This window comes from Azohydromonas australica DSM 1124, from assembly GCF_000430725.1.
GTDB classification, from domain to species: domain Bacteria; phylum Pseudomonadota; class Gammaproteobacteria; order Burkholderiales; family Burkholderiaceae_C; genus Azohydromonas; species Azohydromonas australica.
The window spans coordinates 44,463-57,958 of the sequence record NZ_KE387218.1 but is presented as its reverse complement, the minus strand read 5'-3'; the positions used below and the strand labels follow the sequence as shown (position 1 = coordinate 57,958).

16 protein-coding genes are annotated in these 13,496 nt (G+C 73.3%); 5 read left to right on the top strand and 11 right to left on the bottom strand.

Annotated elements, in window-relative coordinates; all coding sequences use genetic code 11:
• Nucleotides 1-2 precede the first annotated feature (2 nt).
• Both H537_RS48195 and H537_RS0138355 read right to left on the bottom strand, forming a co-directional pair.
• The gene (locus H537_RS48195; RefSeq protein WP_043462083.1) at nt 3-215 is read right to left on the bottom strand and encodes a ribbon-helix-helix protein, CopG family; all 213 of its coding nucleotides are present in this window, start codon (nt 213-215) and stop codon (nt 3-5) included.
• Complete coding sequence (locus H537_RS0138355) at nt 212-1,036, bottom strand: extracellular solute-binding protein (RefSeq protein WP_043462081.1); 825 nt, start codon at nt 1,034-1,036, stop codon at nt 212-214. Before H537_RS0138355 ends, H537_RS48195 begins: the two co-directional genes overlap by 4 nt.
• Before the next feature lie 291 nt (nt 1,037-1,327).
• Here H537_RS0138355 and H537_RS0138350 point away from each other — a divergent pair, with 291 nt between their 5' ends.
• Nucleotides 1,328-1,831 carry a CBS domain-containing protein gene (locus H537_RS0138350; RefSeq protein ID WP_029002074.1) on the top strand — a complete coding sequence of 168 codons (504 nt, stop codon included), beginning with the start codon at nt 1,328-1,330 and terminating at the stop codon, nt 1,829-1,831.
• 73 nt (nt 1,832-1,904) lie between these two features.
• Here H537_RS0138350 and H537_RS56680 read toward each other — a convergent pair whose 3' ends face one another.
• From H537_RS56680 to H537_RS0138330, 4 genes are all read right to left on the bottom strand, one after another.
• On the bottom strand, nt 1,905-2,723 hold the full coding sequence (locus H537_RS56680; protein ID WP_029002073.1) for a general secretion pathway protein GspB: 819 nt from the start codon (nt 2,721-2,723) through the stop codon (nt 1,905-1,907).
• Nucleotides 2,723-4,426, bottom strand: a complete 1,704-nt coding sequence (locus H537_RS0138340) for an ExeA family protein (RefSeq protein WP_029002072.1) — start codon at nt 4,424-4,426, stop codon at nt 2,723-2,725. Before H537_RS0138340 ends, H537_RS56680 begins: the two co-directional genes overlap by 1 nt.
• 76 nt (nt 4,427-4,502) lie before the next feature.
• Entirely contained in the window at nt 4,503-5,093 is a 591-nt protein-coding gene (locus H537_RS48190) for a TA system antitoxin ParD family protein (RefSeq protein WP_043462079.1), read from the bottom strand.
• 122 nt (nt 5,094-5,215) lie between these two features.
• Nucleotides 5,216-5,620 (bottom strand): YbaN family protein, encoded by a 405-nt coding sequence (locus H537_RS0138330; RefSeq protein WP_029002071.1) that lies wholly within the window; start codon nt 5,618-5,620, stop codon nt 5,216-5,218.
• Nucleotides 5,621-5,696: 76 nt separating this feature from the next.
• Between H537_RS0138330 and H537_RS0138325 the strand changes: the two genes are divergently transcribed.
• The 3 genes from H537_RS0138325 to H537_RS0138315 all read left to right on the top strand — a co-directional run bounded on the left by H537_RS0138325 (nt 5,697) and on the right by H537_RS0138315 (nt 8,537).
• On the top strand, nt 5,697-6,176 hold the full coding sequence (locus tag H537_RS0138325; protein ID WP_029002070.1) for a hemerythrin domain-containing protein: 480 nt from the start codon (nt 5,697-5,699) through the stop codon (nt 6,174-6,176).
• 175 nt (nt 6,177-6,351) lie between these two features.
• A complete protein-coding gene (locus H537_RS0138320; RefSeq protein ID WP_156902231.1) occupies nt 6,352-7,269 on the top strand; it encodes a LysR substrate-binding domain-containing protein in 918 nt (305 codons plus the stop codon).
• Nucleotides 7,270-7,379: 110 nt separating this feature from the next.
• A complete protein-coding gene (locus H537_RS0138315; protein ID WP_029002068.1) occupies nt 7,380-8,537 on the top strand; it encodes an alpha-hydroxy acid oxidase in 1,158 nt (385 codons plus the stop codon).
• A 6-nt stretch (nt 8,538-8,543) separates the two neighbouring features.
• Here the strand turns inward: H537_RS0138315 and H537_RS0138310 are convergent, their stop codons facing one another.
• From H537_RS0138310 to dcd, 3 genes are all read right to left on the bottom strand, one after another.
• Entirely contained in the window at nt 8,544-8,978 is a 435-nt protein-coding gene (locus tag H537_RS0138310) for a DUF1801 domain-containing protein (RefSeq protein WP_029002067.1), read from the bottom strand.
• Between the two features lie 13 nt (nt 8,979-8,991).
• Entirely contained in the window at nt 8,992-9,870 is an 879-nt protein-coding gene (gene ypfJ, locus H537_RS0138305; RefSeq protein ID WP_029002066.1) for a KPN_02809 family neutral zinc metallopeptidase, read from the bottom strand.
• 164 nt (nt 9,871-10,034) lie between these two features.
• Nucleotides 10,035-10,604 carry a dCTP deaminase gene (gene dcd / locus H537_RS0138300; protein WP_029002065.1) on the bottom strand — a complete coding sequence of 190 codons (570 nt, stop codon included), beginning with the start codon at nt 10,602-10,604 and terminating at the stop codon, nt 10,035-10,037.
• A 158-nt stretch (nt 10,605-10,762) separates the two neighbouring features.
• Between dcd and H537_RS48185 the strand changes: the two genes are divergently transcribed.
• Nucleotides 10,763-11,554, top strand: a complete 792-nt coding sequence (locus H537_RS48185; protein WP_064736130.1) for an alpha/beta hydrolase — start codon at nt 10,763-10,765, stop codon at nt 11,552-11,554.
• A gap of 43 nt (nt 11,555-11,597) precedes the next feature.
• On the opposite strand, the gene H537_RS0138290 is transcribed toward H537_RS48185, so the two are convergent.
• On the bottom strand, nt 11,598-13,004 hold the full coding sequence (locus H537_RS0138290) for a phenylacetate--CoA ligase family protein (RefSeq protein WP_238446958.1): 1,407 nt from the start codon (nt 13,002-13,004) through the stop codon (nt 11,598-11,600).
• Complete coding sequence (locus tag H537_RS48180) at nt 12,997-13,476, bottom strand: universal stress protein (protein WP_043462074.1); 480 nt, start codon at nt 13,474-13,476, stop codon at nt 12,997-12,999. The genes H537_RS0138290 and H537_RS48180 overlap by 8 nt, the downstream gene beginning before the upstream one ends.
• Nucleotides 13,477-13,496 lie beyond the last annotated feature (20 nt).

Below are 13,496 nucleotides of genomic sequence, written 5' to 3'. Positions count from 1 at the left end.
CCTCAGCTCCGAGGCGGCGGCGGCGCCTCGTCGGGATGTCGCATGAACTCGTATTCCAGCAGCGCCAGCGCCGCGGCCTCGTCGAGCAGGCCGTTGACGCTCAGGCCCCGCTGGCGCGCCACCTCGCGCAGCCGGCGCACCGTGTCCGCCGGCAGCCGCAGCGTCAGCCGCACCGGCTCGCCGGCGGCGGCGCGTGACTTGAGCCCGCGCGTCATGGCGAGCTGAACCCGTGGCCGCGCAGCACCGCCTGCCCGCCCTCGCCGCGCAGGAAGCCGGCAAAGGCCTCGGCCGCCGGCGAGGCGCCCTGCAACAGCGCCAGGCCGTAGGTGGCGGACACCTCCAGCGGCGCCGGCACGCTCAGCACCGGCAGCGCCGGGTTCTCGCGCGCGGCCTGGGCGGCGTTGGTGCAGTAGGTGACGAAGACGTCGGCACGGCCCTCGCCCAGCAGCATCGCGTACAGGCTGCGGTCGGGCGGCGCCGCGGGCGACGTGGGCCCGCCGACGAGCTGCAGCGCGCGCCGCTTGAGCTGGTCGGCCGAGCCCGGGCCGCCGGCGCCGCTGGACTCGATGCGCTCGAAGAAGCGGAAGGCGTAGTCCCCGGCCGGATCGGCCACCGGCGTGGAGATGGCCACGCGCAGCGCCGGATCGAGCAGCCGCTGCGCCACGTCCCGGCCCTGCAGGCTGAAGCCCGGCGCGCCCAGCAGACACAGCGTGTTGCGCGCGAAGGGCTGCACGGCGCGCGCCCGGCCCGCCGCGGCCAGCGCCTGCGGATGCTCCATGTTGGCCGAGGCGAACAGGTCCCCGGGCTCGCCGCCGAGCAGCCGGTCCTTGAGCATCCCGGAGGCGCCGAAGTTGAGCCTGACCTGGGCGCCGGACTGGCGTTCGAAGGCGCGCGCGGCCTCGGTCAGCGCCACGCGCAGGCTGCCGGCGGCCAACACCGTGACGGGGGCGGCTGCGGCGGCCGGCGCCGCTTGCGCGAAAGAGGCGGACGCGGCGGCGGCCAGGGCCAGGCCGAGCACGGTCCGGATGGAGTTCAAGGGGTCGGTGTACCCGGATGGAGCACGGCAGTAGATCGGCATCGCGGCGGTGGAACAGGCTTGACGCCATTGTTCTGATTCCGCCTTTACTGCGCGATATGTGCGCCACAGCATAACTGGCGGCCCGGCGCCATCCCGGGCCCGAGCGGAAGAGCTGCGCGCTGCTCCACCCGGGCCGGGGAGCAGCGGCGGCACGGCATGCCGGATGCCTCAGCTGCGGCATCGCGGCCCGCGGCTCATGCGGTGCCGCCCCGGCCTTGCCAACCCATTCCAGGACACAGGAGCAGCACCATGACCCAGGTTGCCGATGTCATGACCCGCGGCGCGCGCGCGATGACGCCCAGCGACAACGTTCAGCTTGCCGCCAAGGCGATGGACGATCTCAACGTGGGCGTGATCCCCGTGTGCGACGACGACCGCGTGGTGGGCATCGTCACGGACCGCGACATCGTGCTGCGCGCCGTGGCGCTGGACATGACGGCCAGCGCCACGCCGCTGTCGGAGGTGATGACGGCGCTGGTGCAGAGCTGCTACGAGGACCAGCCGCTGGACGAAGTGGTGGAGCGCATGCAGCGGGCCCAGATCCGACGCCTGCCGGTGCTGGACCGCCGCGAACGGTTGGTGGGCATGCTGTCGCTGGGCGACGTGGCCACGCGCGGCGATGCCCAGGCGGCGCAGCGTGCGCTCAGCGGCATTTCCACGCCTTCGGTGCCGGACCGCCTGCACGCACTGGATGCGGGGCGCACGCCGTCCAAGGGCTGGGCGCCGGACGATCCGAGCGCTATGCCGGAATGACGCCGGCGCCGGGGCGCGCCAATGGGGTCCCTCGGGGCTGCGCCACCCGTTCCTACAACGGCGGACACCGGCGTCAATAGCGCATCTCGAAGCGCTGCCCCCTGAACCGGAATACCGCCGCCCGCGGCCCGATCGACTCCAGCACCAGCTCGGGCGCGATCTGCGCCTTCTCGCGCAGCACCTGGCCGTTGACGATCAGCAGCCGGTTGGCGGGCTCGGCGGAGTAGATGCCACCGCCCAGGTTCAGCGCCGGCAGCGACTGGCGCAGCGCCGGCGGCAGCTCGGCCAGCGTGGGCAGCGGCGCCTGCGCGGGAGCCGTGTTGGCCGGGGACGCCGGGGCCGTGGGCGCCACTGGAGCCGGCGGGGTCGCCGGGCGCGCCGCGGTGGCCGGACCCGCCGTTGGCGGCGTCATCGCGGCCGGCGGCATGGCGGTGGCCGCCGGAGCGCGCGGCGGTGGCGCATCGGCCGGGGCGCGGCGCGGCGCGGGCTCGGCCCGGGGCGCCGGGGCGGGTGCGGCTTCAGGCGGCGCGGTGATGACCGCCGCGGGCGGGACGGCTTGCGCCACCGGCGGCGCCGCCGGTAGGGGCGTCGCCGGCGCGGCCGGTGCAGGGGCCGCGGGAACGGCCGGCGCCGCGGGTTGCGGCGCGGCGGCGGTGGCGGACGGCGTCTGCGTGCCCGCCACCGGCCCGGACGCGGGCGCCGCCGGCCACAGCCACCACGCCAGCGCGCCGGCCACGGCCAGCGCTGCGGCGCCCAGGCCCCAGGGCAGCGCGCGGCCACGGCGCGGCTCGGCCGCGGTGGCGGCGGGCAGCGTGGGCGTGTGCAGGCCCGGCGTGGCGCCGCGGTTGCGTTCGGCTTCGGCGCGCTGGAGCGCCTGCAGGATGTAGGACATCAGGGAGCCTTGAGCAGCCGCGGCTCGTCGAGGCCCGCGGCGCGGTTGAGCAGCATGAAGGTGCCCGGGCCGGCCACGCCGTCGGGCTTGAGGCCCGCGCCGAGCTGGAAGGCGCGCAGCTCCGCCAGCAGCGCGCCGTCCAGCCGGCGCGGCGGCTGCACCGGCGGCGTGCGGCCCTGCGCGCGCGCCAGCAGCCGCGCCAGCGAGGCCACGCCCGCGCCCTCGTCGCCCTCGGCCAGCGGGCGCGCGTAGCCCGGCGGCGCGCGCCAGAAGCTGGCCCATTCGCCCTGCCACAGCGGCGCCAGCGCCGCCAGCGGCACGCTCACCTCGCGGCCATGCGCGCGCAGCGTGGCCTGTCTCGTGTCCAGCGCGACCAGCAGCGCCCAGGTCGGACGCCCCTGCGCGTCGCGCAGTGCCAGGAGCCCCGGGCGGTCGAACTGGCGCAGCTGCGTCAGGCCCAGCCCGCTGCCGCGCCAGCAGCCGGCGCGCTGCGAGCCGCCCGCGGTGCTGGCGGCGCAGGCGTCGGCCTCGCCCACCGGCAGCTTCCACAGCACCGCCAGCTCGCGCCAGGCGGCGTTCTCGGACGGCAGCCCGGCCAGCGGCATGGGCACCGGGCCCGAGGCGGCGGAGGCCGCCGCCAGCGCCGCGGCCGGGGCGTCGGGCACCGCCCCGGCGGTGGCGACCGCCGCGGCCGGCGCCGAGGCGGCCGTCGCCACCGCGCCCGGGCGGGAAGCCGCACCGGCCTGCGAGGCAGCCGCGGCGGGCCGGCTGGCGTCCGCGTCGGCCTGGGCCAGCGCCGGCTTCGGTGTCGGGGAGTGCAGGCTGCTCCAGACGACGGCTCCCAGGCCCACCGCGCCAGCGAGCGCCGCGGCGGCGATTACGCCCTGGTGCCGGCGCGGCGGCAGGTTGAAGACTTCGGAGGCGGCCTGGCGCACGGTGGCGGCGTCCACCTGGCGGCGGCCCTGGGCGTAGGCGCCCAGCAGCGCGCGGTCGCACAGCAGGTTGATGCGCCGCGGCACGCCCTGCGTCAGCGCGTGGACGCGCCGCAGCGCCGAGGCGTCGAAGGGCGGCGGTCCGCCCAGGCCGGCGATGGACAGGCGGTGCTCCACGTACTGGCGCGTCTCGGACTCGGACAGCGCCTGCAGGTGGTAGCGGGCGATCACGCGCTGCGCCAGCTGCTCCATGCCGGCGAGGGTGCGCTGCAGCTCCGGCTGGCCCACCAGCACGATCTGCAGCAGCTTGCGCTCGTCGGTCTCCAGGTTGGTCAGCAGCCGCAGCTGCTCCAGCAGCTCGGGGCTGAGGTTCTGCGCCTCGTCGATGACCAGCACGCACTGACGCCCGGCGGCGTGCTCGCGCAGCAGGAAGGCGTTGAGCGCATCGACCAGCGGCTTGACCGTCGTGGCCTCGACGTGCCCCAGGCCGAAGTCCTCGCACACCGTCTGCAGCAGCTCCACCGCCGTCAGGCGCGGGTTGAAGACGTAGGCGGCGTGGCAGTCGGGCGGCAACTGCTGCAGGAAGGCGCGGCAGACGGTGGTCTTGCCGGCGCCGATCTCGCCCGTGAGCAGCACGAACCCGCCGCCGCCGCGCACGCCGTAGAGCAGGTGCGCCAGCGCTTCACGGTGGCGCTCGCTCATGAAGAGGTAGCGCGGGTCCGGGGCGATGGAGAAGGGCTCGTTGCGCAGCCCGAAATGATTGACGTACATCGGCGACGGTTCGGGGTTCGGGACCGGCCGGTCGAGGCGCCTCAGGCGTGCCGCGGCCTCGCTGCGGCGGACAAGCTCAGCGCCGGCCGCGCGCGGCGTGCTCGGCGAAGGCGATCTCGGTGGCCAATTGCAGCCGGCGCTCGGCGCTCAGCGCCTCCAGCTCCGACAGGCTCATGTGGCGGCGGCGGCGCAGCAGCCCGGCCATGAGGCGGCGCAGCTCGCGCTCGGACAGGTCGGCTTCGTCGGCGCCCTCCTCCAGCGACAGCACGCCGCTGATGCAGGTGATGGCCACGGCGACTTCCTCGTCGCTGTAGTCCTCGTCGTAGCCCTCGTCGGCGCCGTTGCCGCTGGCGGGCTCGCGCTCGCGCTCGGGCTCGCGCTCTTCCTCGGGCTCGCCCCAGGCTTCGCTTTCGCGCGCACGCTCGGGCACGACGGGCGGCAAGGGCGACTCCTCACGGCGCAGCGAGCGCGAAGGCAGGTCCAGGCGGCGGCCCATTTCCATGTCCAGCAGGTGCCGCACTTGGCTCGCCGTCACGCCCGACGCCTCCAGGGCCAGCCCCAGGCGGGCCCAATGTTCGAGCTGCTGAGCCACGGTGCGGCTCATCAACTCGGATTCGCGCTGCGCAAGCGCGAATAGCGAGTCTGGGATGCGGATCGTCTGGGACATGCTGATGGCCGGTTTAGCAAAGGGCGGCAATCTACCACCGTCGGGCACCGGCGACGATGACGGAGGGCCGCCCGGCGCCCGACCCGGCCCCGCGCGTGGCCTGTGTCACACCCACGCCGGGCTCAGCCCGGAGGCTGCGTCACGGCGTTCGGCAGCCGCCACAGCCACAGCGCCACCGCCGCGCAGCACAGCCCCGGCACCCAGCGCCAGGGCGAGGGCATCCACCACGCGGCCAGCACGCTGGAGAGCGCCATCATCGACCACGCGATGCGCTTGGCGCGCAGCGGCACGGCGCGCTGCTCGCGCCACTGCCGCACCGGCGGGCCCAGGGTTGGATGCTCCAGCAACCAGCGCTCGCAGCGCTCGCTGCCGCGCGAGAAGCAGAACGCCGCCAGCAGCACGAAGGGCACGGTGGGCAGCAGCGGCAGGAAGGCCCCCACCACGCCCAGCAGCAGGCTCACGCCGCCGGCAGCCAGCCACAGCCAGCGCAGGGGCCGGCGACGCGGTTTCATGAATTCCGTGCTCATGTGCGGATGCTAACGGGGCCGCCGACTTGAGCTGGCTCAAGGGATCGGCTCGCGGCGGGGTCCACACTTGCGCCCCATGCCGACCCTGACCTGGTCCGATGCGCTGGCTCTGCAGCAGCCGCAGATGGACAACACGCACCAAGAATTCGTGGACCTGCTCGCCGCGGCCGAAGCCGTGCTCGACGCGGAGCCGGCCACGCTGCTGCAGCGTTTCCAGGAGCTGCTGGACCACACCGTCGAGCATTTCGCGCAGGAAGACCGCTGGATGGCCGCCACCGGCTTCGCCACCGAGAACTGCCACAGCTTCCAGCACGCCGCGGTGCTGCAGGTGATGCGCAACGTCGTGGCGCTGGCGCAGACCGAGGGAGACTTCGGCCCGCTCAAGCAGGCCGTGGCGGAGCTGGCGCAGTGGTTCCCGGGCCACGCGCAGATGATGGACGCGGGCCTGGCCTTCCACATGGAGCAGGTGGGCTTCGACCCCGTCACTGGCCGCACCCGCGAGCCCGTGGCCGAGGGCGCCATCACTGGTTGCGGCAGCACCTCCTGCAACGACTGAATCGGCACCGACTCGCTTCCTGAATCACCTTTGAATCACCTTGCCGCGCCGCCTCCGGGCGGCGTTCGGCATTCAGGGCCGCGTTTCCGGGCCGCGTCTTGCGACCGCGCCCCGCACGCGGCTTCGCTGTCGCCGCCCGGCCGGGCCCGGGGCCGCTGCTAGAGTGCGGCCAGCCATGCCAGACCTGCGCTTTCCCTCCATCGACGGCCTGCGTGCCTTCGAGGCCGCGGCGCGGCTGGGCACGTTCGAAAAGGCCGCCGAGGAGTTGGCCGTGACGGCCAGCGCGGTGGGCAAGCGCATCGTCGCGGTGGAGGAGCTGCTGGGCACGCCGCTGTTCCAGCGCGGCCCGCGCCTGACGCTCACGCCCGCCGGCAAGGAATACCTCACGCATGTGCGCGCGGCGCTGGGCCTGCTGGCCGCCGCGCCCCAGCACCGCCGCGGCGCGCGCCGCGTGCAGCGCCTGCGCGTGAGCACGCCGCCCACCTTCGCGCGCCACATCCTCGTGCCCGAGCTGCCGGCCTTCACGCAGGCCCACCCGGCGGTGGAGCTGGAGGTGGTGCTCTCCATTCCCTTCCTCGACGCTGCCGGCGCCGAGGCCGACGTGCAGGTGCAGGTGCGCCACGGCGACGCCGCGGCCGTGGGCGGCACGGTGCTGATGCCCGACGTGGTGCTGCCCATGGCCGCGCCCTCGCTGCTGTCCCGGCTGCCGCCGCTGCGCACGCCCACCGACCTGGCCCGCGCGCCGCTGCTGCGCACGCCGCTGGAGCCCTGGGCGCCGTGGTTCGAGGCCGCCGGCCTGCCCTGGGCCGAGCCCGACCAGGGCCCGCGCCTGCTGGACCTGGGCCTGACGCTGGAAGCCGCGCTGGGCGGCCAGGGCGTGGCGCTGGCCCGCCCTTCCCTGGCGCGCACCTGGCTGGAGAACGGCACGCTGGTGCCGCTGTTCGACGTGCAGGCCACGCCCGCCCACCAGTACCACGTGCTGCCTCACGCCACGGGCGGCGCGGCGGCGGCTTTCGCGCAGTGGCTGCAGCGCAGCTGCGAGCGCATCGCGCGCGATGCGCTGGAGCAGCTGGCCGCGCGCCGCGCAGGCTGAACCCCGGCCGGCGCCGCTTTCCGGTTGCGCCTGAACATTTGTCCGGCCGTGCCGCCCGGGGCACCGCTACGATGCGCGCCCATCAGAAACACCCGGAGACACACGACACCATGAGCAGCGTGATCACCAACGTCGAAGACCTGCGCGTGCTGGCCAAGCGGCGCGTGCCGCGCATGTTCTACGACTACGCCGACAGCGGGTCCTGGACCGAGAGCACCTACCGCGCCAACCAGAACGACTTCCAGAAGATCAAGCTGCGCCAGCGCGTGGCGGTGAACATGGAAGGCCGCTCCATCCGCACCCGCATGGTCGGCCACGACGTGGCCATGCCGGTGGCCATCGCGCCCACGGGCCTCACGGGCATGCAGCACGCCGACGGCGAGATCCTGGCGGCGAAGGCGGCGGAGAAGTTCGGCATTCCGTTCACGCTCTCGACCATGAGCATCTGCTCCATCGAGGACATCGCGGCCCACACGACGAAGCCCTTCTGGTTCCAGCTCTACGTGATGCGCGACCGCGGCTTCATCGAGCGCCTGATCGACCGCGCCAAGGCCGCCAACTGCTCCGCGCTGCAGCTCACGCTGGACCTGCAGATCCTCGGCCAGCGCCACAAGGACCTCAAGAACGGCCTGTCCGCGCCGCCGAAGCCCACCCTGGCCAACCTCATCAACCTGGCGACCAAGCCGCGCTGGTGCATGGGCATGCTGGGCACCAAGCGCCGCAGCTTCGGCAACATCGTCGGCCACGCGCAGGGCGTGGGCGACCTCTCCTCGCTGAGCTCCTGGACCGCCGAGCAGTTCGACCCACAGCTCAACTGGGGCGACGTGGAGTGGATCAAGAAGCGCTGGGGCGGCAAGCTGATCCTCAAGGGGATCATGGACGTGGAGGACGCGCGGCTGGCCGCCAACTCCGGCGCCGACGCGCTGATCGTGAGCAACCACGGCGGGCGCCAGCTCGACGGCGCGCCCAGCTCCATCGAGGCGCTGCCGGCCATCGTGGAAGCGGTGGGCAAGGACATCGAGGTCTGGATGGACGGCGGCATCCGCAGCGGCCAGGACGTGTTCAAGGCCTGGGCCCTGGGCGCGCGCGGCACGCTCATCGGCCGCGCCTTCCTCTACGGCCTGGGCGCCATGGGCGAGGCCGGCGTGACGCGCTGCCTGGAGATCATCGCCAAGGAGCTGGACCTCACGATGGCCTTCTGCGGCCACCGCAACCTCTCCAGCGTGGACACGGGCGTGCTGCTGCCGGGAACGTTCCCGAAGCCCTGAGCGCCCTTACCGGACCCCTGACGGGTTCGGCGTCCCGTGCGGCTCCGGCCGCAGCTGCGCCGGGTCGATGCGGTGGCGCAGCTCCATGCACGCGTGCACCACGCGCGCGACCTGGCCTTCGTCCACGCCCTGCGAGTAACGGCACTTGAGCGGGCGCGCCAGCGGGTGGTCCGCGGCCTCGTCACCGGGGCCGTGCGGCGGCAGCATGGCGCAGAGCACGCGCGCGGCCTGCAGCTGCGCATGCGTCTTGTGCGTGCTGATGGACAGCAGCTGCGCCGGACCGTCCAGGTACGCCAGGTTGCCCCACTTCACGCTGGGCACGAGCTGCGGCGCGGCGTCGAGCACCGCGCCATGCAGGGCGCGCACCGTGGCCTGCTGGTGGGGGGGCAACATGTCGAACCAGTTGTCCACCAGCGCGGCGGAGTTGGAGAGTCGTCGCATGGAAAGCCTGCTTTCAGGAACCGGCGGTTTCGAAGGTGTTGCACTGCGCGGGCGCGCCTGACTGCAGCCCGCGCTTGAACCATTGCACGCGCTGCGCGCTGCTGCCGTGCGTGAAGCTCTCGGGCACCACGGTGCCGCGGCTGCGGCGCTGCAGCGTGTCGTCGCCGATCTGCGAGGCGGCGTTGAGCGCCTCCTCGATGTCGCCCGCCTCCAGCCAGCCCTTGCCGCGCTGCGAGTGGTGCGCCCACACGCCGGCGAAGCAGTCGGCCTGCAGCTCCAGCCGCACCGACAGCGCGTTGGCCTGGGCCTGGCCCAGGCGCTGGCGCTGCGCGTCCACGCGCTGCGTGAGGCCCAGCACCGTCTGCACGTGGTGCCCGACCTCGTGCGCGATGACGTAGGCCTGCGCGAAGTCTCCCGGCGCACCCAGGCGCTGCGACAGCGTGTCGAAGAAGCTGAGGTCGATGTAGACCTTGCGGTCCGCCGGGCAGTAGAAGGGCCCGGCGGCGGATTCGCCCGTGCCGCAGGCGGTGCGGGTGACCCCGCGGAACAGCACCATGCGCGGCGGCTCGTAGGGGCGGTTGGCGCGGCCCATGATCGCGCCCCAGACGTCCTCGGTATCGGCCAGCACGACTGAAGCAAAGCGGGCGCGCTCGTCGGTCGGGTGCGAGGGCGCCACCTCGCGCTGCGGCGGCGCGCTCGTGCCGCCGCCGTCCATGAGGCCCAGCAGCGCCAGCGGGTTGATGCCGAAGATCCAGCCCGCCACCAGCGCCACTACCACCCCGCCCAGGCTCAGCCCGCGCCCACCGATGGGCAAGCCGCCGAAGCCGCCGCCTCCGGACTCCCCGCGCACGTCCTCGACGTTGTCGCTCTCCCGCTGCCCCTGCCACCTCATGACGGCTCCCTGGCTGAGACTGAAATGGCGGTCCGCCCGGGGCGGTCCGCCTGCGTGTGTGTCGCAGAAGCAGCAATCGGCATGCGCGGCGCAGTCATGGGCTCATGCGGCGGCGTGCCGGGCCTCCCGCGGAGGCGCCGGCACGGTCCGCCAGGGGTGTGGAATCAGGTCTTGGGCAGGGTCACGCCGCGCTGGCCCTGGTACTTGCCGCCGCGGTCGGCGTAGCTGGTCTCGCAGACCTCGTCGCTTTCGAAGAACAGCACCTGCGCACAGCCCTCGCCGGCGTAGATCTTGGCCGGCAGCGGCGTGGTGTTGGAGAACTCCAGCGTCACGTAGCCCTCCCACTCGGGCTCGAAGGGCGTGACGTTGACGATGATCCCGCAGCGCGCGTACGTGCTCTTGCCCAGGCAGATGGTCAGCACGTTGCGCGGGATGCGGAAGTACTCCATGGTGCGCGCCAGCGCGAAGCTGTTGGGCGGGATGATGCAGACGTCGCCCTCGAAGTCCACGAAGCTCTTCTCGTCGAAGTTCTTCGGGTCCACCACCGTGGAGTGCACGTTGGTGAAGATCTTGAATTCGCGCGCGCAACGGATGTCGTAGCCGTAGCTGCTGGTGCCGTAGCTGACGATCTTGTGGCCGTCCGCGGCGTAGCGGACCTGCCCGGGCTCGAAGGGCTCGATCATCCCGTGCTCTTGCGCCATGCGGCGGATCCACTTGTCGCTCTTGATGCTCATGTCTTGTTCCGGTCAACGGTACTGACCGGGATTTTGACAGCGCCGCGTCAGCTCCTCCCCGTGTAGGACAGCGCTGACACCATGACGCGCCTCAAGCTGGTGCGTGACGGGCGCAGGGCTTGCCTGGACTGCCGTACCAACAGCATTCGAGTCCCGCCATGTCCGTTTCCCCGCCCGTGCCCTCGTCGAGCTGTACCTATGCCTATGGCGCGCCGCCGCTGGCCCTCATGGGACTGGAGCCGATGCGCGCCCTGTTCGAATACGTCAGCGCCGGCTTCATGGACCGCAGCCGGCTGCCCTCGGGCGACGGCCATCCCGTGGTGCTCTTCCCCGGGCTGGGCGCTGACGCCGTGGCCATGGCGCCGCTGCAGCGCTGCTGCCGCGACCTGGGCTACGAGGCCAACGACTGGGGCCGCGGCTGCAACATCGGCCCGCAAGGCGCGGTGGAGGACTGGCTGGACCGGCTCACCGAAGGCGTGGCCTGCACCGTGCGGCAGCAGGGTCGCCGCGCCAGCCTCGTGGGCTGGAGCCTGGGCGGCATCTATGCACGCGAGATCGCCCGGCGCCGCCCGGACCTGGTTCGCCTGGTGATCACGCTGGGCACGCCCTTCGCGGGCCGCGGCGAGCACACCAACGTCGGCGTGCTCTACCAGCTCTTCAGTGGGCGGCTGCCGCACATCGACGAGGCGCTGCTGGCGCGGCTGGCCGCCACGCCGCCGGTGCCCACGACCTCGATCTACAGCCGCAGCGACGGCGTGGTGGCCTGGCAGGCCTGCCGCGAAGCCACTAGCCCGCAGGCCGAGAACGTGGAAGTGCAGGCCAGCCACATCGGGCTGGTGTGGCATCCGCAGGTCTGGGCCGTGGTGGCGGACCGGCTGGCGCAGCCCGAAGGCCAGTGGCGGCCCTACGCGGACGACGCCCTGGCGGACGGGCTGTTGCGGACGCACTGAAACGACGCGCCGCCCCGCCGCCGGTTTCTCGGACAACCGTTCTTCACGTCTCCGCCCGCGCCAGCACCCGGCGCAGCTTGCCGCTGCGCCCGCGCAGCATGGGCAGCGAGGTCTCGTCCAGCAGCTCCAGCGGCACTAGGCCCTGCACGTGCGCGAAGTGCTGCAATGCCTGGCGGCAGCGCTGCAGCGCTGCCGGCGCCTCGCTGCACGGGCCGCCCAGGCGCAGCGCCAGGGTGCGGCCGTCGCACTGGCGCAGCTGGAAGTCGTAGATGCGCGCGTGCTCCTCCATCACCGTGGACAGCGCCAGCGGCAGCAGCGTCACGGTGCCGCCGGCGCGCGCGTCCATGTGCAGCAGGTCGTCGCCGCGGCCTTCCACGTGCATCACCGGCAGCGCGCTGCCGCAGGCGCAGCGCCCGGCATAGAGTGTGAGCTGGTCCTCCAGCTCGTAGCGGATGAGCGGCTGCACCTTGTTGGCCAGGTTGGTCAGCAGCACGCGCGAGGAGGCCTGCCCCGGCCGCACCGGCCGGTACTGGTCGTCCACCGGCTCCAGGATCACCCAGTCGCTGTTGAGGTGCATGGCGCCGTGGTCGCACTCCCAGCCCATGGCCAGCATCTCGGAGGCGCCGTAGCTGTTGCGGATGCGGCAGTCGAAAACCTGCTGCACGTGCCGGCGCAGCAGGGGCTCCAGCGTCTCGCCGCCGGTCCAGATCTCGCGCGGCGCGATGCGCAGCTCGCCGGCCTGCGCCTGCTCCGCCAGCAGCACCGCGGCCGTGGGATAGGTGGCGATGATGCTGGGGCGCCAGGCGTTGAGCGCGCCCACCAGCGTCTCCACCGGCTGCAGGATCGAGAAAGCCTGCAGGTTGCCCGCCATCCACGGATGGCGCTGGCGCAGCCGCTGCACGCTGACGCAGGTGGCGAAGTGGCCGTCGGTGGCGCCGACGAAGGCGATGCGCTCGCCCAGCCCCAGCGGCACGGGCCAGCTCCAGGGGGAGGTGCCGCCGTGGCGCAGCGACTCCAGCGCGTCGTACACCGCCATGGCCGCCGGGTCCTGCACGAAGATGCCGGGCTCGCCGCTGGTGCCCGAGCTCTCCCACACCGTGTAGCGGTCCAGGAAGGGCTGCGCCATGCGCCGCGGGTCGTGCACGAAGGCCTGCACGTCCGACAGGCGCAGCGCCGGGTCGCAGACCCACTCGTCGAAATGGCACATCAGCTCACCGCGGCGCTGCACCGGCAGCGCCTGCAGCGGCTGCCGCGCCGCGTCGGCCGGCCATTGCCGCGCGTACCAGCGCGACTGCGACTGCGCGCCGCGCACCAGCTCGACCAGGCGCTGGCGCTGGCGCTGCGCCAGCAGCGCGGGATTGGCGCGCGCCGTGCTCACCACGTCCCACGCCGCGGCGCCCGCGCTGAGCAGGTCGAACATCGGCGCGGCGCCGCTCAGGGAATCAGGCACCAGGGCTCTCCTCGTCCAGGTCTTCCGCCGGCGGCACGGGCTCGGCCTCGGCATGGCGCACGATGGTCAGCGGCAGCTTGCAGTCGTGCAGCATCGTCTGCGCCACCGAGCCCAGCACGGGGGCGAAGCCGCCCACACCGCGCGCGCTCATGACGATGGCGTCGCACTGCTGCTCCTCGGCGATGTCCAGCAGCGTGTGCGCCACGTCGCCCTGGCCCACCTGCACCTCGTACTCCACGCCCGCTTCCAGCAGCAGCGCCTGCGCGCCCTGCACCGAGTCCGCCGCTGCGCCCTCGCTCAGCCGCGCCAGCGCCTCGGCGTCGTGCAGGGTCATCATTTCGTAAAAGGTGGCGGGCTCCTGCACGTTGGCCAGCACGAAGCTGGCGCGCAGGCCCTCACGCACCAGCTGCAATGCATGCCGCACGGCATCCAGCGCCAGGGTGGAACCGTCCACGGGCAGCAGGATCTTCATCGACGGTCTCCTTCAACTGT

Bases quoted from the DNA above. Each gene is read 5' to 3' on its own strand.
- H537_RS48195 (WP_043462083.1), bottom strand. From the start codon at position 215: ATGACGCGCGGGCTCAAGTCACGCGCCGCCGCCGGCGAGCCGGTGCGG.
- H537_RS0138350 (WP_029002074.1), top strand. From the start codon at position 1,328: ATGACCCAGGTTGCCGATGTCATGACCCGCGGCGCGCGCGCGATGACG.
- H537_RS56680 (WP_029002073.1), bottom strand. From the start codon at position 2,723: ATGTCCTACATCCTGCAGGCGCTCCAGCGCGCCGAAGCCGAACGCAAC.
- H537_RS0138340 (WP_029002072.1), bottom strand. From the start codon at position 4,426: ATGTACGTCAATCATTTCGGGCTGCGCAACGAGCCCTTCTCCATCGCC.
- H537_RS48190 (WP_043462079.1), bottom strand. From the start codon at position 5,093: ATGTCCCAGACGATCCGCATCCCAGACTCGCTATTCGCGCTTGCGCAG.
- H537_RS0138330 (WP_029002071.1), bottom strand. From the start codon at position 5,620: ATGAGCACGGAATTCATGAAACCGCGTCGCCGGCCCCTGCGCTGGCTG.
- H537_RS0138325 (WP_029002070.1), top strand. From the start codon at position 5,697: ATGCCGACCCTGACCTGGTCCGATGCGCTGGCTCTGCAGCAGCCGCAG.
- H537_RS0138320 (WP_156902231.1), top strand. From the start codon at position 6,352: ATGCCAGACCTGCGCTTTCCCTCCATCGACGGCCTGCGTGCCTTCGAG.
- H537_RS0138315 (WP_029002068.1), top strand. From the start codon at position 7,380: ATGAGCAGCGTGATCACCAACGTCGAAGACCTGCGCGTGCTGGCCAAG.
- H537_RS0138310 (WP_029002067.1), bottom strand. From the start codon at position 8,978: ATGCGACGACTCTCCAACTCCGCCGCGCTGGTGGACAACTGGTTCGAC.
- ypfJ (WP_029002066.1), bottom strand. From the start codon at position 9,870: ATGAGGTGGCAGGGGCAGCGGGAGAGCGACAACGTCGAGGACGTGCGC.
- dcd (WP_029002065.1), bottom strand. From the start codon at position 10,604: ATGAGCATCAAGAGCGACAAGTGGATCCGCCGCATGGCGCAAGAGCAC.
- H537_RS48185 (WP_064736130.1), top strand. From the start codon at position 10,763: ATGTCCGTTTCCCCGCCCGTGCCCTCGTCGAGCTGTACCTATGCCTAT.
- H537_RS48180 (WP_043462074.1), bottom strand. From the start codon at position 13,476: ATGAAGATCCTGCTGCCCGTGGACGGTTCCACCCTGGCGCTGGATGCC.